This window comes from Actinoplanes sp. NPDC049599 (genome assembly GCF_044465625.1).
GTDB lineage: Bacteria > Actinomycetota > Actinomycetes > Mycobacteriales > Micromonosporaceae > Actinoplanes.
Window position 1 is genome coordinate 26,165 of sequence record NZ_JBITLX010000032.1, and the last position, 23,157, is coordinate 49,321.

The window sequence follows — 23,157 nt, forward strand, 5'->3', positions numbered from 1 at the left end:
CGGGGGCCGGAGCCCCCGAGGCGGCGCCACGTCAGGCGGAGGCCCGGATGCTCTGGTAGAGCTCCAGGTTCTCCCCCTTGTAGTGAGTGGTGAAGAACGCCTCGGCCTTGCTGATGAAGGCGTCCCGGTCGACCTGGTCGATCTCCACCACGGTGCGGGTGGAGTCGGCGCGCCAGCCGTCGAGAACCTTCTTGGTCTCGTCGTCGACGCACTTGCGGTTCTCGGCGCGCAGGTCGTGGACGGCCTTGGTCAGGGCGTCCTTCTGCGGCTGGCTCATCCGGTCGAGGGTCTTGTCGGAGACCACGACAAAGTGGGCGCCGACCTGATGGTTGGTGAGGCTGGCGACCTTGAGGATCTCGTCGAACTTCTGCGCGTGGGTGGCCACCACCGGGTTCTCCTGGCCCTGGGCGATGCCCTGCTGCAGCGCCAGGTACAGCTCCTCGACGGCGATGGCGACCGCGTTCGCGCCGAGCGCCTTGGCGTTGGCCAGGAACTGCGGGGTGTTCGGGAAGCGGACCTTCAGGCCGGCGAGGTCCTCGGGCTTGCGGATCGGCTTCGTGGCGGTGAACGTCCGCATGCCGAAGTACCAGGCGTCGATGACGGTGGTGTCGGTGGCCGTGTTGAACTCGGCGAAGAACGCCGGGCCGTGCTGATCGAGCCACTTGAAGAAGTGGTCGATGTCGTTGAAGGCGTAGGCCGCGTCGAGCACACCGATCTTGGGGAAGGCGGTGGACATCGCCGAGCCGCCCTGCAGGTCGATGTCGATGTCGCCGCTCTGCACGCCGGCGAAGCGCTCGGCGTCCGGCCCGAGCTGGCTGTTGGGGAACATGTCGATGGTGAGGTTGAGGCCCTGCTGCGCCTCGAGCCGTTCCTTGAGCAGCTTCATGCCGCAGTAGTAGTTCGGCTGGGACTCCGGCTGGGAACTGCCGATCTTGAGGCTGAGGCGGGGGTTCTCCCCCGCCGCGGCGGTGGTGTTGCCCGAGGTGGAGCATCCGGTGGCGAGCAGCAGGGGTAGGAGGATCGCCGCGGCGATCTTCGGTCGAATCATGGTCTTCTCCTCAGGGGGAGGGACGGCGATCAGAATCCGAGCAGGTCGGGCAGCCACATCACGAGGCCGGGCAGGGCGGTGACCACGATCAGGACGGTGACGAGCGGGATCAGGAACGGGGCCACGCCGCGGAAGACGACGTCCACCGGCTTGCCGGTCACCGAACTGGTGATGTAGAGGACACTTCCCACGGGTGGGGTCAGCAGGCCGATCATCAGGTTGATGATCATGACCACGCCGAAGTAGATGGGGTTGATGCCGAGGTCGACCGCGATCGGCAGGAGCACCGGCACGGTGACCAGGATGATGGCCGTGGCGTCGATCAGGCAGCCGAGGATCAGCAGGATGACGTTGACCAGGACCATGAAGACCCAGGGGTTGTCGGAGACCGAGGTCAGGAACTCGGCGACGTCGCGGGACACGTGTGCCCGGGTGAGGATCAGGCCGAGCAGCGCGGCGGCGCCGAGGATCAGCGTGATGCCGCCGGTGATCACGGCCGTCTCGCGGAACGCCTGCAGGAGCACGGATGGCCGCAGGGTCCGGTAGACCGCGCCGAGGATCAGCATGTAGAGGACCGCGACGGAGGCCGCCTCGGTCGGGGTGAAGGTGCCGGACAGGATGCCGCCGAGCAGGATGACCGGGGTGAGCAGCGGCCCGACCGCGCCGATCGAGGCCCGGGTGAACCGCTCCCGGTTGAACGGCACCGAGGTGAACTGGGGCCGCCGGGCGGTCCAGATGAAGATGTAGACGCAGAGCCCGATCGCCATGGCCAAGGCGGGCAGCACGGACGCGGCGAACAGCGCGCCGGTGGAGACGGTGGCGGTCGCCGCGTAGATGACGGCCGGGATGCTCGGCGGCATGACCGGGCTGATCAGCGACGAGGACGCGGTGAGCCCGGAGGCGAAGCCGTGCGGGTAGCCGGCCTTGACCATCTGCGGGATCTGCATCTTGCCCAGGCCGGCCACGTCGGCCAGGGCGGAGCCGCTCATCCAGGAGAAGCCGACCGCGGAACCGACGTTGACGTACGCCAGGTTGCCACGCAGCCGGCCCAGGGCGGCCAGGCAGAACTCGTAGAGCCGGTCGGCGATGCCGAGCCGGTTGGCCAGCACGCCGACGAGGATGAACAGCGGGACGGCGAGCAGCGGGAAGCTGTTCAGCCCGTCGAAGGTGGTCTTCAGCGAGAAGCCCTCGGAGCGGCCGTCGGCCAGGGCGTACCAGAGGCTGGGGCCGATGAAGGCGAGCCCGACCGGGACCCGGATGAGCAGCAGGAAGGCGATGGCGGCGCCGACCATCCACAGTTCGAGGATCATGTCGCCTCCGCCGCGTCGAAGGGTGCGTCCTCGCGGCCGGCGGCGAAGATCCGGACGACCGCCCGCACCGTGCCGGAGGCGAAGCCGATCAGGGGAATCGCGTAGAGGATCCAGAGTGGGATGCCGAGTGCGGCGGTGCGGCGCGCCGGGAACGCCAGGATCAGGTGGTAGGCCTCCCACACGAGCAGGGCGCAGATCACCGCGGTGCAGGCCGCGGAGAGCGCCTTGACCACGGCGAAAGCCTTGCCCCGCACCAGATAGTCGACGATCTGGATGGCGATGTGGCCGTTGTTGCCGATCAGGTAGCCGACCATGATGAAGGTCAGGACGATCAGCGAGTAGCCGGCGAGTTCCCCGACGCCCGGCCAGTTCAGCGCCGGCAGGAAGCGGCTGACCACCTGCCAGAGCACGCTGACGAAGATGACCGCCAGCGCCACGACGGCGACCCACAGCTCGGCCGAACCCCAGGCACGCAGCACCGCCGGCTCACGCCAGCCCGCGGCGGGAGCCGGCTCGACGGGTACGGATCTGGTCAACGAGGGACCCCCGGAGGGTGGACCACTAGCCGGACCGATTGGACCATCTTGTGGACTGCGTGTAACGTACGGGCGTCCACCGTTTCTGGCAAGTGCCTGAGTCCAGTCCGTTACGGATGGGTGAATCCGCCCCCGGGGCAGGAGAATCGTGGCTGCACGGGCAGGATGGGCTGCGGCCGTGCACATGACCGGGACGCGAGGAGAGTGGGATCTTTGGAGGCGCCGACGACGCGCAGTTCCCCGGACAAGCCGGCGGCGCCGGCCGAGTCCGTCGATCAGCAAGGGGTCCGCAGCGTGCAGCGCGCCCTGGGCATCCTCGGCCTGCTGACCGACGACCGGCCCATCGTCTCCGTCCGGGAGATCGTGGAGGCGACCGGGCTCGCCAAGACCACGGTGCTGCGGCTGGTGTCGACGCTGGAGCACAACGGCCTGCTCTGGGCCACGACCAACGGATACATGGCCGGGCCGGGCCTGTGGCGGTGGGCGCACCTGGCCCGGCAGAGCTGGGAGCTGCCGCCGGAGACCCAGCTCGGCATGCGCGAGCTGGCCGCCCGGCAGCGCGAGACCGTCAACCTGTACGTCGTCCGCGACGTCTACCGCGTGTGCGTGGCCCAGCAGGAGAGCCCGCAGCCGCTGCGGCACGTGGTGCGGGTCGGCGACGAACTGCCGATGTGGGCCGGCGCCTCCTCGAAGGTGCTGCTGCGGGACGCCGGCGCGCCCCTGCTGGAACGCATCGCCAAGGGCTCCCCGCACGGCCCGGGCCACGCGGCGGTGCTGCGCGAGTGGATCGACGAGGCCACCCGCAAGGGCTACGGCGAGAGCCACGGCGAACGCGAGGAGGGGCTGTCCGCGGTCGCCGCACCCGTCTTCGGCCGCGCGGGCGGAGTGGTCGCCGCCCTGGCGCTCAGCGGGCCCTCGATCCGGTTCACCCCGGACCGGGTCGCCGAGTTCGCCACCGACCTGCGGCACATGGCGCAGCAGATGTCCGAACGCGGCTTCGACCGCCCGTTCGGCAACCCCGGCTGACCGGGTCATCCGGATCGGCGCAGTGTCACGGTGGCGCGGGTGCGCGCGTCGCCGACCCAGACCTGCACCCCGAGCCCCGGCCGGAAGGTCGTGCCGGCCTGGACGGTCGCGATGGCGCCCGAGGCGAACTCGATGAGCGCCCCGGCGGTGTCCTCCACGTTGCTGACCGCCCCGTGGACCAGGGTGGCGCAGTGCCCGGTCACCCGGCGGGCCGGGGCCGGCCAGAACCGGCGTTCACGGCGTCGGCCACGGCGCCCACCTCGACGCCGGCGATCGCCCGTAACGCGGCCACGTGGTTCCGCGCGATCCGGCCGCAGCCGATGATCCCTATCCGCACCACAGCCTCCCCAGGGTCTACGGGTCGCGGAACCCGGCCAGCCCGCGCATGCCCAGCTCGTAGACGTCCGCGCCGAAGCCGGCCAGGAACGCCCGGGCCGCGACCGCGGTCAGCAGGTCCCGGTAGACCGGCTCGCGCGCGAACACGTTGGTCAGGTGCACCTCGATGACCGGCCGCTCGATCATCCGCAGCGCGTCGTAGAGGGCGACCGAGCGGGTGGACAGGCCGGCCGGGTTGATGATCACCGCGGCCGACTCGTCGTACGCCCGGTGCACCCAGTCGAGCAGCTGGGACTCGGCGTCGGACTGCCCGAAGAACAGGTCGAAGCCGAGTTCCGGGGCGAGCGCCTGGCACCTTTTCCGGATCTCCGCCAGCGTCACCCGCCCGTACAGGGCGGGTTCGCGCCGGCCGAGCATGGTCAGGTTCGGCCCGTTGATGATGAACAACCGCTCGGTCACGGCCGGTAGACCTCGATCTTCCCGGTGGACCGCGGGCTGGCCGGGTCGTTGTAGAAGTACTCGCCGGCCCGGCCGAACGTGTGTGTGAACGACGCGCCCGGTGCCAGGGTCACGTCGAACAACCCCTCGAAGAACTGGGTGACCCCGCGCGGGCCGGCGTTGCCCCGATGGTTGGTGAACGTGACGGTGGTGCCGACCGGCACCCGCAGGTGGGTGGGCGCCATCCCGGCGACCCCGAACGACTCGGTGGCGCCGACGGTGCCGGTGGCCGCGTCGTAGGTGCGGCCGATCACCACGGTGTCCGCCACGGTCGTGCCCTCGACCGGGCCGCCGGAGACCGGCCGGCGCACGACCGGCGGCGGCGGGGTGGGCGCCGGGCCGAGCCCTCCCCCGAGTTCGAACGCCCACAGGAAGTCGCCGCGGGGCGCCGAGTTGCCGTACGGGATGCTGGTCCCACCGGCGAAGACCGCGAGGTATTCGCGACCGCCGGCCCGGTACATGATCGGGCTGGAGCTGATCGCCGCACCGGTCTGGAACCGCCACAGCTCCCGGCCGGACCGTGCGTCCAGGGCCAGCAGATGACCGTCGGGCCGGCCGATGAACAGCAGATCGCTCGCGGTGGTGAGGATGCCGTTGCCGTGCGCCAGCGAGTACGGCATCCGCCGCTGCCACCGGACCTCGTTGGTGCTCACGTCGACGGCCACGATGCCGCCGGTCTGGTACTCGCCGGGCGGGCGCAGCCCGTTGGCGCTCTCGGTCAGCGAGTGCGCCGCGGCGACGTACCCGTAGCCGGTGTAGACCAGGCCGGTGCGGTGGCTGAACGACAGGTGCGACCAGTCTCCGCCGCCGCCGTGCCCCGGGATCGACAGGACGGGGGTGTCCCAGTGCGGGTCGTAGAGCGCACCCTGCACATAGTTCGGCACGGCCCGGCTGGGGTGGCCCGGCACGGAGGTGCCCAGCGGCTGATCGACGACCCGCTGCTCGGTCCAGCCGCCCTGCACCGGGAACGGCTGCGTGGGCCAGGTCTGCTGGCGCGGCTCCTGCGGCACCGGCCGCTCGACGATGCCCAGCGGGGCGGTGCCGTCGGTGCGGTCGAGGACGAAGAACATGCCGGACTTGCTGCCGTAGACCACCACCTTGCGCTCGCGGCCCCGGATGCGCACGTCGGCCAGCACGGGCGACATCACGTTGTCCATGTCCCAGATGTCGTGGTGGACGGACTGGAAGTGCCAGCGGTAGGCGCCGGTGCGCAGGTCGAGCGCGACCAGCGAGTTGGCGAACAGGTTCTGCCCGCCGCGGGCCGAGCCGTCCTGCGAGGACCGGTGACCGCGGGCGTTGCCGAACGTCCAGTAGGTCAGGCCGAGCTCCGGGTCGACGGCCGGGTGGATCCACGGCGTCGCCCCGCCGTCGGCCCAGGAGTCGCCCTCCCACGTGTCGTTGCCGAACTCGCCCGGCCCGGGCGTGCCCCAGAAGTGCCACAGCACGTCGCCGTTGCGGGCGTCGAGGGCCAGGGCGGCGCCCCGCGGGCCGTCGTTGGTGCCGCAGAACAGCAGGCCGTCGTGGTGCACCACGGCGACCTTCTCGATGTTGCCGTACCCGTTGACCTGGCGCTCCCAGGCCACCTGGCCGGTCTGCTGGTCGAGGGCGATGACGTAGTTGTCGTTGGACTTGGTGAAGACGTGGCCGCCGCCGACGGCGACACCCCGGCGGGTCAGGGTGCCGCGGGTCTGCTCGTAGCGCCACCTGGTCAGCCCGGTGACGCCGTCGACGGCGATGACGTTGCCCAGCGCCGACTCGATGTAGAGCACGCCGTCCACGGCCACCGCGGTGCTCTGGCTGTTGCCCGTACGCAGGCCCCCCTCGACGGAGTTCAGCCAGGCGCCGCGCAGCCGGCGCACGTTGCCGTGGTCGACGCGGCGCAGCGCGGTGTAGTTCTGGTTGCCCAGGTTGCCGCCGACCTTGGGGAAGTCGGCGTCGCCCGGGGTGTCGAAATATGCGAGGTCGGATGCGGCGGGTGCCCAGCCGGCGGCGGCCGCCGGAGCGCCGGCGGCGGGGCCCGCGGCCGCCGCCGCGGCGGCGGCCGCGGCGCCCTTGAGCAGATTCCTGCGATCGATGGTGGCCACGCTGACGTCACCTCTTCCTGTGGCGCCGTGCTATTCGAAGACGCCCTGGTAGATGTCCTTGATGTTCCAGTGCCCGGGGGTGGGCACCGGCTCGTTGACCATCGGCACGTCGATCACCGCCGGCCGGCGGGCGGCCAGGGCGGCGCGTAACGCGGCGCCGAAATCGCCGGCGCCGGACACGGTGTAGCCGTCCGCGCCGCAGGCCCGGCCGAGCGCGGCGAAGTCGGGGCTGTACGGGGCGCCGTCGGGGCCGGTGAAGTCGCAGCCGTAGCTCTGCCCGAAGTTCGCCGTCTGCAGGTCGCTGATGGTGCCGTGGGACCGGTTGTTCATCACCACGAAGATGACCGGGGCGCCCTGCTCGACGGCCATCGGCAGGGCGGGCAGCTGGGCGCTCATGCCGCCGTCGCCGACGAGGGCGACCACGGTGCGGTTCGGCTGGGCGATCTGCACGCCCACGGCTGCGGCCGGCCCGAAGCCCATCGTGGAGGCGCCGCCCGGGGTGATGAACCGCCCCTCGGCGGGCAGCTCGTAGCACTGCGCGACACCGTTCTTGTTCCAGCCCACGTCGGTGACGAGCACGGCGTCGCCCGGCAGCAGCGACCGCAGGTCGGCCAGGATGCGTTCCGGCCGCAGCGGGAACTTGTCGCCGGCGCCGCGCCCCCGGCTGTCGGCGAACAGGGAGCGCCGGGCCGCGGTGATGGAATCGCGCAGGCCCTCGCGCCGCCGCGCTGCGGGCTGCCGGGCGCGGACGGCGTCGTCGATCGCCTGCACGGCCCGGCCGGCGTCGGCGACCGCGCCGACGGTGACCGGGAAGTTGCGGCCGATCTCGGCGGGATCGAGGTCGATCTGCAGCAGCTTGCCGGGCGGGAACTGCCAGGTGTAGCGGCGGTCCCAGGAGCTGGCGTCGGTCTCGGCGAACCGGGTGGCCAGCGCGAGGACCACGTCGGCCTCCCGGGTGTGCCGGTTGGTCAGCTCCAGGCCCCAGAAGCCCGGCATCCCCAGCAGCAGCGGATGGTCGTCCGGCAGCGTGCCCTTGGCCATCAGCGAGTGCACAACCGGGATGTCGAGGTGCTCGACCAGGGAGCGCAGCGCGTCCAGCCCCGGCCCGCGGCGCAGCCCGCCGCCGAGGTAGACGAGCGGGCGCTCGGCGTGCAGCAGCAGCTCGGCCATGCGCGCGGCGACGTCGGCGGCCAGGGCGGGCCGTTCCAGCACGGCCAGCGGGTACGCGCCGGCCGGGTCCCGGGGCACCGGGCGGGAGAAGTGGTCCATCGGCACGCTGAGCAGCACCGCGCCCGGCCGCCCGGCGGCAGCCGTCCAGAAGGCACGCTCGGTGAACCGGGGCAGGTCGGCCACCCGGTGCACCTGCCAGGCCCGCTTGACGAACGGCCGGTAGATGGCGGCCTGGTCGGCGTCGGCGTGCAGGTTCACCTCCTGGTGCGGGTGCCGGCCGCGGTAGTAGGAGGGGACGTCGCCGGCGATCGCGACCAGCGGCACCGAGTCGAGGGCGGCGGTGAGCACCCCGGTGACCGCGTTGGTCAGGCCCGGGCCGACGTGCAGGAGGACCACCCCGGTGCGGCCGCTGGCGCGGGCGTACCCGTCGGCGGCGTGCGCGGCGGCCTGCTCGTGGCGGGCGATGACAAACCGGATGCTGCTGCGCCCGATCGCGTCCAGCAGGGCGATGTTGGTGTGCCCGCAGGTGCCGAAGACGTACTCGACGCCGTAGGACTCCAGCTGGGCCACCATGGCTTCGGCCGCGGTGACCGTGCTGCGGTCCGTACCGGTCCCGCGGATCTCGTCGATGCTCATCGGGCGTCCTCGGAGTCGCCGAACAGGGACAGGCCGCGCAGCAGCAAGGTCTTGACCACCGTGTAGTCGTCGATCATCCAGCGCGGCGACTCGCGCCCGAACCCGGAATCCTTCACGCCGCCGAACGGCACGTGGTCGAGGCGGAAGTTCGACGACCCGTTCACGACCAGGCCACCGACCTCCAGCTCGCGCCAGGCGGTGACGATCCGGCGGACGTCGAAGGTGAACAGTCCCGCCTGCAGGCCGTAGCGGCTGGTGTTGCACACCGCGAGCACGTCGTCGAAGTCGTCGAACGCCGTCACCCCGACCACCGCGCCGAACACCTCGTCCCGGATCAGCCGGGCGTCGGCGGGCGGCGCGGCCACGACCGTGGGAGTCACGGTGGCGCCGTCGCGGTAGCCGCCGGTGGTGATGCTCGCGCCGGCGGCTGCCGCCTCCTGCGCCCACGTGACGACGCGGTCGGCGGCGTCGTCGTCGACCATCGCGCCGACGTCGGTGCCGGGGTGCAGCGGATCGCCGACGGTGAGTTTCTCCACCTCCCGGGTGAACGCGTCCAGGAACTCGTCGTACCGGCGCCGGTCGACGTAGACCCGCTGCACCGAGATGCAGCTCTGCCCGGAGTTGCTGTAGCCGGTGGCGGCGCAGTTCCGGGCGGCGGCGGCGATGTCGGCGTCGGCGCACACGATCGTGGCGGCGTTGCCGCCGAGCTCCATGACGAGGCGCTTGGCGCCGGCGGCGCGGGCCACCGCCGCCCCGGTGGTGGGACTGCCGGTGAAGCTGATGACCCCGACCTCGGGTGCGGCGCTGAGCGCGGCGCCGACCGTACCGTCGCCGTGCAGCACCTGGACCGCCTCCGGCGGCATCCCGCAGTCGAGCAGCAGCCGCACGACGGCCGCCGAGGAGGCCGGCGCCTGCGGCGGCGGCTTGACGACGGTGGTGTTGCCGGCCGCGAAGGCGGCGCCGAGCTTGTGGGCCAGCAGGTTGGCCGGCGCGTTGAACGGGGTGATCGCCAGGGCGACGCCGACCGGCGCGCGGTGGGTGAACGCGGTGGTGCCCACGCCGCGGGCCCAGCCGGCCACCGGCAGGACCTCGCCGCCGATGCGCCGGGCCTCCGCGGCCGAGACGGCGAAGGTGTCGGCCACCCGGTCGATCTCGCCGCGGCCGTCCTTGACCGGCTTGCCGAGCTCCAGGGCCAGCAGCCGGGCGAGGTCGTCGCGGCGGCGCAGCGCCTCGCCGGCGGCACGTTCGAGGATGCCGGCCCGCGCCGCTGGCGACATCCGGGCGACGGCTCGGGCGCTCTTGCGGGCGTACGTGAGTGCGGTGGCGACGTCGTGGTCGTCCGCCTGCCGGGTGGAGCTGACGACGGTACGGGTCCAGGGGCCGACGCGGTCGCCGCGCGTCCCGGCCGTCACCCAGGAGCCGGCGATCAGGCATCCGACCTCGGCTGTCGGGTGCTCGGGGGCGTTGCGGCCGGGGCTGTCGGTCATCGCCACTCTCCTCGCGCGATCCGCTTGGTGGTACTCCTAGACCGTCCTGTGGACTAGGTGTAACGTACGGGCCGCGACCTCCCCTGGCAATGGCCGATCGGAAGGGCACGCCTCATGGATGACGACCGGCCCCTGCACGGCGTCCGGGTCCTGGACCTGACCAACGTGCTCGCCGGGCCCTACTGCAGCTATCAGCTGATGCTGCTCGGTGCGGAGGTCGTCAAGATCGAACGGCCGGGCGACGGCGACCTGGCCCGCTCGCTGGGCCCGGAGCCCGCGCTGAACCGGGCCGCGCTCGGCGCGTCGTTCCTGGCCCAGAACGCCGGGAAGAAGTCGGTCGAGCTCGACCTCAAGGCCGCCGCCGACCGCACGGTCTTCGCCGACCTCGTCCGGGACGCGGACGTGCTGCTGGAGAACTTCCGGGCCGGGGTGCTCAGCCGCCTCGGCTACGGCTGGGAGGTGCTGCGCGGGCTCAACCCCCGCCTCGTCTACTGCGCCATCTCCGGCTTCGGCCAGACCGGTCCGATGCGCCACGCCCCGGCGTACGACCAGATCATCCAGGGCCTGTCCGGCATGATGAGCGTCACCGGCACGCCGGAGACCGCCCCGCTGCGGGTCGGTTTCCCGGTCTCCGACACCGTCGGCGGGCTGGTCGCCGCGATGTCGATCGCCGCGGCGCTGGCCGGCCGCACGCGCACCGGCGAAGGCGTGTGCCTCGACGTGTCCATGCTGGAGACCTCGCTGTCCGCGATGGGCTGGGCCGCGTCGAACTACCTGGTCAGCGGCGTCCCACCGGAACCGATGGGGGACCAGAACGCGACCGCCGCACCCTCGGGCACGTTCCACGCCGCCGACGGCCCGCTCAACATCGCCGCCAACCGGGAGGAGCAGTTCCGGACGCTGTGCCGGCTCGTCGGCCGCCCGGACCTGGTCACCGACGCACGCTTCGCCGACCGCGAGGCCCGCAAGCACCACCGGTCCGCGCTCAACGACGAGATCAACGCCGCGCTGCGCCGGCGGCCGGCCGTCGAATGGGAACGCCTGCTGGCGGACGCGGGCGTCCCGGCGGCCCGCATCCTGACCGTGGCGCAGTCGGTGGAGCTCGATCAGTTGCGCGAGCGCGGGTTCTTCACCGACCTGGAGTTCCCGGCCCACCCGGGCCGCACGTTGCGGGTCAGCGGCAACGGTGTCCTGGTCAACGGCGTGCCGTTGCGTCCGCCGTCCCCGCCGCCGCTGCTGGGTGAGCACAACGCCGAGTTCCGGCCGGCCGGCCGCGACGACCCGGCCGCCGAGGAGGTGCCGGCGCCGTGAACCCGGACCAGCCCGACCCGACCGTCCAGGACGTCGCCGACTGGTGGTCGACGGCGGTCTCCCGGATCGCACCGAACGTGATCGAGCTGCGCGGACGGCCGGTCCAGGAGCTCATCGGCTCGATCAGCTTCGCCGGCGTCATCTGGCTGATGCTGCGCGGCGACACCGCGACCCCCGGGCAGGAACGTCTGCTCGAGGCGGCCCTCGTCTCCGCGGTGGACCACGGGCCGCACGCGCCGTCGATCGCCGTGGCCCGGATGGCGGCCACCTGCGGGATCGGCCTGAACAACGCCGTGGCGACCGGCGTCAACCTGCTCGGCGACGCGCACGGGGGTGCCGGCGAGCAGTGCATGACCCTGCTCGCCGAGGTACGCGACCGGGCCGCCGGCACCGATGTGGACACCGCCGCGGCCACGGTGGTCCGCGAGTGGCGTACCCGCTCGAAGTACCTGCCGGGATTCGGCCACCGGTTCCACTCCGTCGACCCGCGCCGGGATCCGCTGCTCGGGCTGGTCGAGCAGGCGGTGGCCGACGGGGTCGTCGACGGCGCCTACCTGCGCGCCGCCCAGGCGGTCGAACGGGTGCTCGCCGCCGGCCGGGCCCGGCCGGTGCCGATCAACATCGACGGCTGCACCGCGGTCGTCTACGGCGAGCTCGGCTATCCGCCCCCGCTGGCCCGCGGCCTGTTCGTGCTGAGCCGCAGCGTCGGGATCCTGGCCCACGCCTGGGAGGAGACCGGCCAGGGCCGGCGCAACAAGGGACCGATTCCACCGTCGATTCTGCCCACCCACCTCGGAGACGCCTGACGGCCGGTCTCCGCCCGCGAGGAGCCGCCATGTCCTGGAGAAGACCCACTGCTCTGCTCAGCGCCACTCTCGCCGCCGTCCTGACCGCGACCGTGCTGGTGGCCGGCTACGCCGTCCTGCGCCCGGCCGGCCCGGCCCCGGCCGCCGTCCGCGACAGCGCCGCGACCGAGCTCGGCCACGTCGACTACGGCGTCTGCCGGGGCACCGACCCCGGCTGCTACCACGACTGGGGCAACTTCGACCCGGCCGCCGGCGGCTACCGGGTGCTCGTCTACAGCCGCACCGCCGGGCCCCGCCACGCCCACCTCGGCCCGGCCCTGCCCGCCGGGCTCAACCCCCCGCTGGCCCCGGCCAACGCCGCGCAGAACGCCCTGGTCAAGCTCGGCGCCGAGCACGGCTTCGCGGTCGACTGGACCGAGGACGTCAGCCAGCTCTCCTCGCCCGCGCGGCTGTTCCGCTACCACGCGGTGATCTTCATGAGCACCACCCGCGACGCCCTCGACGACCCGGCGCAGACCGCCCTGCGGCAGTACCTCCGCGGCGGCGGCGGCTTCGTCGGCATCCACAACGCCTTCGGCACCGAATACCACTGGGAGTGGTACGAGGGCCTGCTCGGCGGGGCCAACTACTACGACCACGGACGCCACCAGCCCGGCACCGTGGTGACCACGAGCCGGCGGGACGTGTCGACCGCCGGGTTGCCGCCCCGCTGGGACTTCACCGACGAGTGGTACAACCTCGTGCCGTTCCCCAGCCAGGTCCGGATCCTGGCCCGGGTCGACGAGGCGACCCTGCCGGACGGCGCGGCCGGCGGCAGCGGGCATCCCGGGCACGGCCGGAACCATCCGGTCTCGTGGTGCCAGTACTACGACGGCGGCCGCTCGTGGGTCACCACCCTCGGCCACGCCGTCGAGGCGTGGACCGACGCGCCCCTGCCCGGCGACACCTCCTTCCTCGACCACGTCCTCGGCGGCATCGAGTCGGCCATGGGCCGCCAGCCGTTCTGCCGGTGACCGGGCAGCCGCCGGCCGCTGCTACGCGGCGGCCGGCACGCTGTCCAGCCGCCGGCGCGCGGCGGCGATCGCCAGCTGGGCGTGCTCCTTCGCCCCGATCTGCGCCACCAGCTGCGCCCGCGGGATCTCCAGCGCGTACGGCAGCCCCGGCGGCAGCGCGGCCAGGATGCCGTCGAGGTCGATGCCGCCCTCCCCCGGATAGAGCCGCTCGAACCGTGCGGTGTGGATGAGCCCCTCGTTGGTCGCCGGCACCCCGGCCGGCGCGTCGCAGACGTGCGCGAAGTGGAACCATTCGGCCGGCAGCTCCCGCAGGTCCGCGACGCTCGACCCGGAGCGGGCGAAGTGCAGCAGGTCGATCAGCAGGCCGGCGTTGGGCTGATCGGCGGCCCGCAGGACCCGCGCCGCCTCCGCCAGATCCGGCGTCTCGGTCCAGGAGGGGAACTCCAGGTCGACGGTCAGCCCGAGCGGCCGGGCCAGCTCGCACAGCTGCGCGAACCGGTCCACCTTGCGCGTCCGGTCCGGATCCGGCAGCTGGGTGATGACGTGGCGGGCGCCGAGTTCGGCGCCGGCCTCCAGGAACCGCTGGAAGTCGCGGGGGTCCTCGTCCGGGCCGATCCGCGCCAGCTCGATGTCCAGCACCTCGACGCCGGTCGCGGCGAGCCGCACCTTCGTCGTGCGCATCAGCCCGGTGTCGGTGGCCAGCGGATAGTGCGGTTCCTGCGCGGTGACCCGGGTGAGCCGCAGGCCCACGTACCGGTATCCGGCCTCGGCCGCGGCCTCGACCAGTTCCGGCGGGGACAGGCTCAGCGCGGTCAGGTGCGCGAGGGAGTAGTCGTGCGTCGGGCTGTCCGGGCGCCGGTGGGTGTCCCGCAGCCCTTGCAGCCGGCGGTGGCGGTGTGCGGCCATCCGCACCGGCACGGTGCCCGCGGCGCCGTACCCCGCGTAGCCGGCGACCCGTTGCACCACCTCGAAGAACAGCCGCGAGCCGAGCATCTCCGTGTAGAAGTGCAGGTATTCCCCGTGCTCGTCGCTGTCGTAGAGGATCGAGTGCTCCCGCAGCGTGGCGAGCAGCGCCGGTGCGGGCGCCAGCCGGGCGTCCAGGTCGTCGTAGTAGTTGTCCGGCATGCTCAGCACGGGCGCCCCGAGCTCGCGCATCGCCCGCGCGCCGGCGATCACGTCGTCGCTGGCGAACGCCACGTGCTGCGGGTTGGGTATCGCGGGAGCCCAGCTGCCGCGGCGCAGCGGCGCGGTGTTGAGCGTGATGCGCACGCTGCCCGCCGCGTCGGACGCCGATCTGCTGCGCAGCAGCCCGAACGGTGCGGCGATCTCCGTGGTGGGGCCGGATCGCAGGCCGAGCACCGAACGGTAGAAGAGGGCGACCTGGTGGAAGTCGTCAACCGACTCGGTCAGGGCGAGGTGGTCGGTGCCGGTGACCAGGCCGTCGGTGCGGGCCTGCTCCCCGCTGGCCGCGAAGTCCGCCAGCCAGCTGCTGCTGTCGGCGCCGGTGCGGCAGAAGAAGACCGCGGTGCCGTCGGGGGCGGCCACCGAACTCAGATCGGCCTCCTCGGGCTGCCGGACGCGCGGCAGCACCGGCGCGAGCAGCCGGTCCGCCCGCTGGGCCGACTGCGGCGGGTCGTCGCTCTCCACCCCCAGCGCGCAGATCAGCGCCGCGCCGGCCGCCACCGTCCGCTGGGGTGCGAAGTTCAGCAGGATCCGCGCGCTGCCCTGCTCCCACAGCTGCACCGGCTTGGACAGGTGCTGACCGGTGCGGACAAAACCGAGCGCGGTCAGCGTCCGCGCGATGACCGGCCCGGAGACCTCATCAACGGCCAGCTCGGTGAAGACGTGGCCGCCGAGCCGCGGGGCCGGCGGCAATCCGGACGGCGGGCTCGGCTGCGCGGTGGCGCCGTCGTGGACGGTGACGGCCTCCTGCAGGGCCAGCAGCGAGCGCATCCCGTCGATGGCGGCGTGCCGCGGATCGGCCTGGCGGTAGATGTCGTTGAACACCTCGAGCGAGTGCGGCCCGTCGTATCCGGTGCTGTGCACCCGGGCGACGAACGCGGCCAGGTCGAAGGAGCCGAGGCCGGGAAAGAGCCGGTGGTGCCGGCTCCACTCGACGACGTCCATCTTCAGCCGTGGCGCGTCGGCCAGCTGCAGGTGGAACACCTTCGCGCCGGGGATCACCAGCAGGCCGGCCAGGTCCTCCTCGCGGGACAGCACGTGAAAGCTGTCCAGGCAGAGCCCCAGGGCCGGATGGTCGGCGCGGCGCACGATCCGCCAGGCGTGCGCGTACGTGTTCACGTGCCGGGCCCACGCCTGTGCCTCGTAGGCGATCCGCAGGCCGCGTCGCGCCGCCCGCTCGGCCAGCTCCCGCAGGTGCTCGGCGGCCAGATCGTCGTCGTCGACCGCCTCGGCCGACTCCGACGAGCAGACCACCAGCGTGCCGGCGCCGAGTTGCTCCAGGACGCCGAACTTGTGCTCCGCCCGGCGCAGGTTGGCGCGCAGCGTGTCGGGCGGCACCGCTTCGAAGTCGCGGAACGGCTGGTAGACATCGATCGACAGGCCTCGACGGGCGCACTCCTGCCGGATCCGCGACGGCGACCAGGCCGAGGCGATGAGGTCGCTCTCGAACAGCTCGACCCCGTCGAACCCGGCCGCGGCGGCGGCCGCCAGCTTGTCCTCGAGGGTGCCGGACAGACACATGGTGGCGATCGACAGTCGTGCGCTGCCGGCGCGTGCGACGGCTCGGCTGCGGGCATTGTCACGGTCGGCGATGAGCATGACTGCGCTGCCTTCCTGCGCGGTGCCCGACGATCCGCAGAGGTCCACCAGGCGGTCCGCCCGATCCAGATTAACGTACCGGTTAGTTAGTTATAGTCGACGCCCGTCAAACTGGGAAGGGCCGCTCCCCCGGCTCGGCGATCGGTCAGGCGTTGACGTTGATGGATGGTCTGCACAGGCCATCACCAACCTCGGGACGGCCGTGCCGAGCTGGACGCCGGCGTTCGACTTCCCAGCACCGGGCAGCGGGTCAACCAGGGCTGGAGCGCCACCTGGACGCAGTCCGGCACCCGGGTCACCGCGGCGAGTGCGAGCTGGAACGGCTCGCTCGGCACGGGGGCGTCCACCTCCATCGGCTTCGCCGGCGCGTGGAGCAGCACGAATCCCGTGCCGGCCTCGTTCTCCCTCAACGGCGCCGCGTGCACCGGCTCCGTGATCACGCCGTCCGCCTCCGTGCCGCCGAGCACCCCGCCGGTCACGACACCACCGCCCGGCGGCCCCGCCCCTGCGCTCAAGGTGTCGGGCAACAAGATCGTCACCGCGGACGGCCGGGCGTACCGGCTGCTGGGCGTCAAGGACTACGTGGACCTGCTGGTCGCCAACGGCATCAACGTGATCCTCGATCTGCACTGGACCTGGGGCGCGTACACCACCGGGCCGGACTGGCACTGCACGGACGAGCAAGCCACCTGCCAGAAGCCGGCGCCCGACGCGCGCTACGCCCCCCAGTTCTGGACCGGCGTGGCCACCACGTTCAAGGGCAACAACGCGGTCGTCTTCGATCTGTTCAACGAGCCGTATCCGGAGATCGCCAGCGACTGGGACAAGACGGCGGGCTGGACGTGCCTGCGCGACGGCGGCACCTGCACCGGTACATGCAGCGGCCGGTGACCTGGGCCGACGCGCACGGCATGGGATACCTGGCGTGGACCTGGAACCCGTGGGGCTGCACCAGCGGCGCGGTGCTCATCAAGGACTGGTCCGGCACCCCGGAGCCCGGCGTCGGCGAGGGCTTCAAGGCCCACCTGCTGACCCAGAGCCCGTACCTCTGACCCCGGCCGTCAGGGCGCGGGCTCCAGGCGGGACCGGGCGGCGGACGTACCGTCGGCGTCGCCGGCCTTCTCGCACGCCTGCGCGGCCGCTTCCCAGTGCCGGCGCGCCTCGCCCGGGCCGTCGAGGATCCGGGTGACGTCGCCGAGGTGCAGCAGCGTGCGGCCGACCGGCAGGTTGTCGGCCTTGCGCAGGCGCAGGCTGTGTTGCAGGAACTCCAGCGCCTGCGCGGCACGCCGCCGGTTGCCGGGGTCGGCCGGGTCGGCCGCCATCGCCCCGGCGGTCAGGATGGCGCCGGCGTTGAGCAGCGCCGCGGCGTGGCCGTGCGGATCGTTGACCGCCGGGTGGCACTCCAGCGCCGCGCTCCAGGCCTGGGCGGCGTCCAGGCGTTCGCCCAGCCACCACTGGGCCAGCGCGAGGTCGGTCAGGGCGGCGGCGTACCCGCGGCGGTCGCCGACCGCCTCGAACTGGTTCGCCGCGCGGATCAGGTGGTGGCCGGCCCGCCCGGGCTCGTCGCGGGCCAGGAACGCCACGCCCAGGCCCAGCTCGGTGAGGGCCTGGCCGGCCCGGTCGCTGGGCGAGCGTTGCTGGCGGGCCCGCTGGAGCTGGTCCAGCGCGCCGTCGGCGTCACCCTGGTCGAGCAGCGCCAGGCCCAGGTTGGTCCGGGACTGGGCGGCTCCCCGGCGGTGCCGCAACTGCACCGCCGCGGTCAGTTCGATCGCCGCCCGGTGCGGGTCGCCCTGCCACCGGTACACCGCGCCCAGCTCGTTGTGGGCCCAGCCCGCGACCGCGGCCGAGCGCCGGGCCACCGGGCTCTGCAACACCGCGCGGCACACCGCGGCCCAGTCGTCGAGCCGGCCGGCGGCGGCATACCAGGTGCACAGGGCGACCGCGAGCCGCAACCACCAGCGGCGCATCCGGCGCGGCGGGTGCGGCGGCAGGGCTCCCGGCCGGCCCCACGGCTCGCAGACCAGCGTCCGCAGCAACGTCTCGTGCCGGCCGAACCAGTCGCCGCCGGACTCGGTGCCCGGTGGCTGGTCGGGCAGCACCGCGTCGGCGTACCGCTCGGCCTGCCGCGCCAGGTACCGCACCAGCCGGGCCTGGGCGGCGACCCGCCGCCGGGGCGGCTCGTCGCACAGCAGGTGGATCCGGGCGTACGGGACGAGCAACGGCCGCAGCCGGTACCGGCCGTCCGGGGTCACCGTGACGAACGCGCCGGTGGCCGCCTCGTCGAGCATCCGGTCGGCGTGCCCGCGGTTGGCCCGGGTCAGCGCGGCGACGGCGTTGCGGCTGACCGGCTGCGGCACGAGCGCGAGCAGCCGGACCAGCCGCCGGGTGCCGGGGGCCAGCGCGGTGTACGCCCGGTCCCGGCTCGCCAGCAGCGTCAACGTCGTGTCGACGCGGCCGTGCCGCAGCCCGTGCCGGAGCGCGTGCAGCAGATCCGGCGCCGACCAGCCCTGGGTGGCGAGCCAGGAGCCCAGCACCCGGACCGCGTGCGGTTGCCGGCCGGCCAGCCCCACGATGTCCCGCACGCTCGGTTCGCCCGGCAGGCCGCGGCGCACGTACCCGGCATCGCGCGCGGCCGCCGCGAAGAGCTCCACCGCGTCGTCGGCCGACGGCTCGCCCAACTGCCGGGTCCGCACGCCCTCGAGACCGGACAGGGCGGGGCCGGCGGCCAGCAACAGCCGGCACCGCCGGGCCGGCGGCAGCAGCGGCGAGACCTGGTCCGGCGACTCCACGTTGTCCAGCACCAGCAGGATCTTGCGGTCGCCGAGCCCCTTGCGCAGCAGCGTCGCGGCGGCCGCGGGGTCGGCGGCCTGGCGCAGGTCGGCCTCCTCGATGCCGACCTTGCGGCACAGCGCATCGACGACCTCCCGGGGCCGCAGGGACCGGGCCGCGCCGCCCCGGTCGGTCTTGCGCAGGTCCAGGTAGAGCTGGCCGTCCGGGAACTGGGGACGCACCACGTTGGCCGCCTGGACCACGCAGGCGGACGTGCCGACCGCGCGCCGGCCGAGCAGCGCCACGGCGTGCTCGGTGCGGACGGCGTCCGCCAGCCAGTCCACCACCGCCCGGCGGCCCACGAAGCCGGTGGTGTCGGGCAGGTCGGTGGGCACCCCCGCCTCCTGGACCGGTACGGCGGGCGCCGGGTCGACCACCGCGCGGTGCTCCAGGGCCCGGCGGCTGCGCACCTCGAACCCGGCGAGCACCCCGGCCACCACCACGCCGGCCCCGGCGAGGATCCAGGCGACCGCGCCGACGTGCGGGCCGATCATGTCCGCCAGCATGTTGCTCGCGATGCCGCCGACCACCGAGCCGATGGCGATCGCGGCGGTCAGCACCCACTGCCACAGGGCCGGCCGGCCGGGCGGGCGGGCCTGCTGCCCCGGGCTCATCGCACGGCCCCGGACACCAGGCCGGCGATCACCTGGCGGCGGGCCAGCACGATGACCACCAGCGGCGGCACCGACGCCAGCAGCGCGAACGCCGCCAGTGTGCCGCTGTTCGAGACGAACTGCCGGGTCTGGCCGAACAGCAGCAGCCCGAGCGGCGTGCCCGAGCCGCCGAACAGCAGGCCGACCACGAAGTCGTTCCACACCTGGACGAACTCGAGGACCGCGACCGCGATGATGGCCGGCACGGCGGCGGGCACGGTGCGCCACAGCACGCCCCATTCGCGCCGGCCGGCGATGCGCGCCGCCCGGAGCCGGGCACCGGGCACGTCGGCGAGCGCGTTGCGCAGCACCAGCACGGCGAACGGCGCACCGAGCGCCACGTGCACCAGGCCCAGCCCGACGCTGGTGCCCGCCAGCCCCACCCGGGCCAGCACCTCGTTGATCGGACCGGCCACCACCTGCACCGGCACCGCTGACGCGGCGACCAGCAGGGCTCCGGCGGCGGCCGTGCCGGGCGGGCGCAGCCGGGCCAGCGCGTACCCGGCGGGCAGCGCCACGATGATCACCAGCACCGTCACCGACAGCGCGAGCACCGCGGTGAACCCGAGCGAGCGGATCAGCTCCTCCTCGGCGAGCAGGTCCCGGTACGAGCTGAGCCGCACCGACGCAGCCGTCCAGCCCCGGGTGGCCGCCTCCCGCGGCGAGTGCAGCGAGGTGGCCACCAGCGCGAGCACCGGCACGGCCCAGAGCAGGGCGACCAGGGCCGGCAGCACCCGGCGGACCGGCCACCGGGTGTGGTCGGCCACCGTACGGGCCGGCGGGGTTTCCAGGGCGGGCGGCGGCCACGCCTGCCGGCCGCCCACCGCGGCGGCCACCACGCCGACGCCGAGGGCGACCAGCCACAGGGTGTTGAGGGCGGCGGCCGGGCCGCTGGTGGCGCTGCCCGAGGTCTGCCACACCCGGACCGCGAGGTTGGCCGCCTCGTCCAGGCTGGAGCCCGGCGCCATCACCAGGATCAGGTCGAACGCGCGGGCCGTGCCGAGCGCCACCAGCGCGAAGACGATGGCGGCGGTGCGCCGCAGCAGCGGCCGCCACAGCGCGTCGCGGAACACGTCGAGCCGGCTGCCGCCGCTGGTCCGGACCGCGTCGGCGAGGTCGGGCGGCAGCGCGTCCAGCGCCGCGCGGAACACCACCACGGGCAGGCCGATCCAGGCCCAGACGAACGCCGACATCAGCGCGACCGTGATCAGGTCGGGACCCAGCCAGGCCGGCGCCGCGTCGGCGGGCACCCCGGCCAGCCCGGCCAGCGCCGTCAGCACCGCGGTGCCGGCGCCGCGGGCCGGATCGGGGTCGTAGAACAGCCGGAACATCACGCCGGTCACCACCAGCGGCAACGCCATCGGCGCGAGCAGCAGCAGCGTGCCGGTGCGGCGCGAGGCCGCCAGCAGGTAGCCCAGGCCGATCACGACCACCGGGACCACCGCGGCCCACAGCACGGTGCGGCCCAGCACCTCCCAGGTGCCCTCGGCGGCGAGGGCGGTGCGGAAGTTCGCCAGGCCCACCCACTCGCGGCCGGGCCCGGTCAGGCTCGCCTGCACGGTGCGGCCCACCGGCCAGAGCAGGATGCCGCCCAGCAGCAGCGCGATCGGGGTGAGCAGCAGCGACGCGAACCCGCCGCTGGGATACGCCCGGCTGCGCCGGCCCGGTCCGACGTCGTCGATGACCACGGTCTCCCCGAGCAGCCGGGCCGGCGCCGGGCGGGGGCGCGCGCGCTGTGTCATGAGCCGGCTTCCCGGCGGGCCTGGGCGGCCGCGCGGACCAGCCGCCGGCAGGCCCGGTCGACGGCGTCGGGCCGGTGCACCTCGGCGAGGAAGTCCTGCAGGATCTTCCAGCTGCCCAGCCCGTCCGGGCCGCCGAGCGAGCCGCGCAGCTGGTCGGACAGGTCGAACTGGGGCTCGCCGGCGGCGTCGCTCAGCTCGGCCGCCCACGGCGCCGCGGGCCCGTAGGCGTCCGGGGTGATCAGCGTGTTCGGCGACAGGTAGCCCCCGGCGGCGATCCACGGCTGGAACGACTCGCGCCGGGTCAGCCATTCCACCAGCTCACCGCCGGCGGCCGAGCCGGCGAACACCATCGCGGCGTCGCCGGCCACCAGCAGCGGTCGCGCCCGGGGCCCGGCCGGGAAGCGCGCCGCCACCAGCGGGGCCGCCCCGGCCGGCCGGAACCGGTCGGCGACCGCGGCGACGAAGTCACCCTCGACCACCATCGCGGCGCGGCCGTCGACGACCTGCATGACCGACTCCTCCTGCTGGGTGATCAGCGCCCGGCCGATCCCGTACGGGAACACGCCGGCCACCGACCACACGGCGGCGAGCTCGGCGAGCGCCCGGCGCACCAGCGGGCCGTCCCAGGGCTCGGCCCCGCTCACCAGGCCCTGGTACTCGCCGGCGGCGGCGAACCCGATGAGCAGGTTCTCCAGCCAGTCGGTGAGCACCCAGCCGTCCGCCGCGCCGAGCGCCAGCGGTGCGGGCCGGCCGGCGGCGGCGAGCTCCCGCACCAGCGGCACGAAGGCGGCCCAGGTGGCCGGCGGCGCGGCGAGCCGGTCGGGGGGATACCAGACCAGCGACTTGTGCGCGGCCTTCACCCAGGCGCCGTACTGCCGGCCGTCGACGGTGAGCATCTCCCGCCAGGTGTCGGCGAACCGGCGGCCGACCTCCTCCGGGATGGCGTCCAGCCAGCCCCGGCGGGCGTAGTCGGCGATCAGGCTGATCTGCGGCACGATGGCGACGTCGGGCTGGTTGCCGGCCCGGAGCCGGGCGCTGAGGAAGGCGTTGATGTCGTTGCGGGTGCTGACCACGTCGACCGGCCGCGGGTAGCGCCGGACGACCTCGCGGAACCGGACCAGCTCGTCGCCGCTCCAGACCACGGCGACCTGCACCGGCCGCCGGGACCGGCCGCAGCCGGACGCGCCGGCGACGGCCGCGCCGAGCGCTCCGCCCAGCACGGCCCGCCGGCTGGTCACGACGCCTCCACCACGGTGCGGGCGCCCTCGGGTGGCGCCTGCCGGTCGGCGAAGACCGCCATCGCCGGGACGAGGCCGCCCCGCGACTCGATCCGGACCAGCAGGTCGTCCAGCGGGCCGCAGACGGCGGGATCGGGTCGTTCCAGGATCACCGCCTCGGGGATCGACATCATCGCCCGGGCCAGTGCGCCCCGCATCCGCTGCTGCGCGGTGATCTCATGGGGACGGTGGTCCAGCACCGGGCCGAGCTCGAGCTGATAGATCAAGGTGGCGAACGCATCGCGGGTCACCCCGCGCACCGCCTCGCGCCGGCTGCTCAGATACTCCATGTTCTCCCGGACCGTGAGGTGCGGCAGGAGCGCGCCCCCGCGCGGCACGTACCCGATCTGCCGGGAGCCCGGCGGCAGCGCGGTGACGTCCCGGCCCTCCATCCAGACCTCACCCGAGACCGGCGGGGCGAGCCCGGCCACCACCCGGGCCAGGGCGGTCGCGGCATCGGCGTCGGCCAGCACGACGGTGGGGTCGGCCTCCCCCGCGGCGAACGAGACCGCGACCCGGACCCCATCGGTCAGCGCCACCACGAGATCACGCACCTCGAGAATCGCCGCTCACCTCCCGGGCCGGGACATCGACAGGCTGTAACTCAACCCTAT

The 23,157-nt window shown here is 73.8% G+C and carries 20 protein-coding genes; 6 read left to right on the top strand and 14 right to left on the bottom strand.

Going from position 1 to position 23,157, the window contains the following annotated elements; translation table 11 throughout:
- Positions 1–31: 31 nt before the first annotated feature.
- The 3 genes from dctP to ACIBQZ_RS36545 are packed head-to-tail and all read right to left on the bottom strand — an operon-like array spanning position 32 to position 2,894.
- Entirely contained in the window at positions 32–1,048 is a 1,017-nt protein-coding gene (dctP, locus tag ACIBQZ_RS36535; protein ID WP_396093455.1) for a TRAP transporter substrate-binding protein DctP, read from the bottom strand.
- Between the two features lie 29 nt (positions 1,049–1,077).
- Entirely contained in the window at positions 1,078–2,358 is a 1,281-nt protein-coding gene (locus ACIBQZ_RS36540; RefSeq protein ID WP_396093456.1) for a TRAP transporter large permease, read from the bottom strand.
- The gene (locus ACIBQZ_RS36545; RefSeq protein ID WP_396093457.1) at positions 2,355–2,894 is read right to left on the bottom strand and encodes a TRAP transporter small permease; all 540 of its coding nucleotides are present in this window, start codon (positions 2,892–2,894) and stop codon (positions 2,355–2,357) included. Before ACIBQZ_RS36545 ends, ACIBQZ_RS36540 begins: the two co-directional genes overlap by 4 nt.
- A gap of 204 nt (positions 2,895–3,098) precedes the next feature.
- Here ACIBQZ_RS36545 and ACIBQZ_RS36550 point away from each other — a divergent pair, with 204 nt between their 5' ends.
- The gene (locus ACIBQZ_RS36550) at positions 3,099–3,920 is read left to right on the top strand and encodes an IclR family transcriptional regulator (RefSeq protein ID WP_396093458.1); all 822 of its coding nucleotides are present in this window, start codon (positions 3,099–3,101) and stop codon (positions 3,918–3,920) included.
- Between the two features lie 5 nt (positions 3,921–3,925).
- Here ACIBQZ_RS36550 and ACIBQZ_RS36555 read toward each other — a convergent pair whose 3' ends face one another.
- Genes ACIBQZ_RS36555 through ACIBQZ_RS36580 form a run of 6 tightly spaced genes read right to left on the bottom strand, consistent with a single transcriptional unit; the run spans position 3,926 to position 10,131 of the window.
- A complete protein-coding gene (locus ACIBQZ_RS36555; protein WP_396093459.1) occupies positions 3,926–4,123 on the bottom strand; it encodes a hypothetical protein in 198 nt (65 codons plus the stop codon).
- Entirely contained in the window at positions 4,120–4,257 is a 138-nt protein-coding gene (locus ACIBQZ_RS36560; RefSeq protein WP_396093460.1) for a hypothetical protein, read from the bottom strand. The genes ACIBQZ_RS36555 and ACIBQZ_RS36560 overlap by 4 nt, the downstream gene beginning before the upstream one ends.
- Before the next feature lie 17 nt (positions 4,258–4,274).
- On the bottom strand, positions 4,275–4,715 hold the full coding sequence (locus ACIBQZ_RS36565; protein WP_396093462.1) for a type II 3-dehydroquinate dehydratase: 441 nt from the start codon (positions 4,713–4,715) through the stop codon (positions 4,275–4,277).
- Entirely contained in the window at positions 4,712–6,838 is a 2,127-nt protein-coding gene (locus ACIBQZ_RS36570) for a PQQ-binding-like beta-propeller repeat protein (RefSeq protein ID WP_396093463.1), read from the bottom strand. The genes ACIBQZ_RS36565 and ACIBQZ_RS36570 overlap by 4 nt, the downstream gene beginning before the upstream one ends.
- A 30-nt stretch (positions 6,839–6,868) precedes the next feature.
- Positions 6,869–8,644, bottom strand: a complete 1,776-nt coding sequence (locus ACIBQZ_RS36575; RefSeq protein ID WP_396093465.1) for a thiamine pyrophosphate-binding protein — start codon at positions 8,642–8,644, stop codon at positions 6,869–6,871.
- Complete coding sequence (locus tag ACIBQZ_RS36580; RefSeq protein WP_396093467.1) at positions 8,641–10,131, bottom strand: aldehyde dehydrogenase family protein; 1,491 nt, start codon at positions 10,129–10,131, stop codon at positions 8,641–8,643. The genes ACIBQZ_RS36575 and ACIBQZ_RS36580 overlap by 4 nt, the downstream gene beginning before the upstream one ends.
- Before the next feature lie 114 nt (positions 10,132–10,245).
- Here ACIBQZ_RS36580 and ACIBQZ_RS36585 point away from each other — a divergent pair, with 114 nt between their 5' ends.
- Genes ACIBQZ_RS36585 through ACIBQZ_RS36595 form a run of 3 tightly spaced genes read left to right on the top strand, consistent with a single transcriptional unit; the run spans position 10,246 to position 13,261 of the window.
- Positions 10,246–11,442, top strand: coding sequence for a CaiB/BaiF CoA transferase family protein (locus ACIBQZ_RS36585; protein WP_396093468.1), 1,197 nt, complete (start codon positions 10,246–10,248; stop codon positions 11,440–11,442).
- Positions 11,439–12,248, top strand: coding sequence for a citryl-CoA lyase (locus ACIBQZ_RS36590; protein WP_396093469.1), 810 nt, complete (start codon positions 11,439–11,441; stop codon positions 12,246–12,248). The genes ACIBQZ_RS36585 and ACIBQZ_RS36590 overlap by 4 nt, the downstream gene beginning before the upstream one ends.
- Before the next feature lie 29 nt (positions 12,249–12,277).
- Positions 12,278–13,261: a ThuA domain-containing protein gene (locus ACIBQZ_RS36595; protein ID WP_396093470.1), complete on the top strand. Its 984-nt coding sequence runs from the start codon at positions 12,278–12,280 to the stop codon at positions 13,259–13,261.
- A 21-nt stretch (positions 13,262–13,282) separates the two neighbouring features.
- On the opposite strand, the gene ACIBQZ_RS36600 is transcribed toward ACIBQZ_RS36595, so the two are convergent.
- A complete protein-coding gene (locus ACIBQZ_RS36600; RefSeq protein ID WP_396093471.1) occupies positions 13,283–16,042 on the bottom strand; it encodes a TIM barrel protein in 2,760 nt (919 codons plus the stop codon).
- Between the two features lie 165 nt (positions 16,043–16,207).
- Between ACIBQZ_RS36600 and ACIBQZ_RS36605 the strand changes: the two genes are divergently transcribed.
- Together ACIBQZ_RS36605 and ACIBQZ_RS36610 are read left to right on the top strand one after the other, a co-directional pair.
- A complete protein-coding gene (locus ACIBQZ_RS36605) occupies positions 16,208–16,933 on the top strand; it encodes a cellulose binding domain-containing protein (protein WP_396093472.1) in 726 nt (241 codons plus the stop codon).
- Complete coding sequence (locus ACIBQZ_RS36610; RefSeq protein ID WP_396093473.1) at positions 16,930–17,094, top strand: hypothetical protein; 165 nt, start codon at positions 16,930–16,932, stop codon at positions 17,092–17,094. The genes ACIBQZ_RS36605 and ACIBQZ_RS36610 overlap by 4 nt, the downstream gene beginning before the upstream one ends.
- A 9-nt stretch (positions 17,095–17,103) precedes the next feature.
- Here ACIBQZ_RS36610 and ACIBQZ_RS36615 read toward each other — a convergent pair whose 3' ends face one another.
- The 4 genes from ACIBQZ_RS36615 to ACIBQZ_RS36630 are packed head-to-tail and all read right to left on the bottom strand — an operon-like array spanning position 17,104 to position 23,097.
- A complete protein-coding gene (locus tag ACIBQZ_RS36615) occupies positions 17,104–19,485 on the bottom strand; it encodes a hypothetical protein (RefSeq protein WP_396093474.1) in 2,382 nt (793 codons plus the stop codon).
- Positions 19,482–21,266, bottom strand: coding sequence for an ABC transporter permease subunit (locus ACIBQZ_RS36620; protein ID WP_396093475.1), 1,785 nt, complete (start codon positions 21,264–21,266; stop codon positions 19,482–19,484). Before ACIBQZ_RS36620 ends, ACIBQZ_RS36615 begins: the two co-directional genes overlap by 4 nt.
- On the bottom strand, positions 21,263–22,504 hold the full coding sequence (locus ACIBQZ_RS36625) for an ABC transporter substrate-binding protein (RefSeq protein WP_396093476.1): 1,242 nt from the start codon (positions 22,502–22,504) through the stop codon (positions 21,263–21,265). The genes ACIBQZ_RS36620 and ACIBQZ_RS36625 overlap by 4 nt, the downstream gene beginning before the upstream one ends.
- Positions 22,501–23,097 (bottom strand): ATP-binding cassette domain-containing protein, encoded by a 597-nt coding sequence (locus ACIBQZ_RS36630; protein WP_396093477.1) that lies wholly within the window; start codon positions 23,095–23,097, stop codon positions 22,501–22,503. The genes ACIBQZ_RS36625 and ACIBQZ_RS36630 overlap by 4 nt, the downstream gene beginning before the upstream one ends.
- Positions 23,098–23,157: the final 60 nt, after the last annotated feature.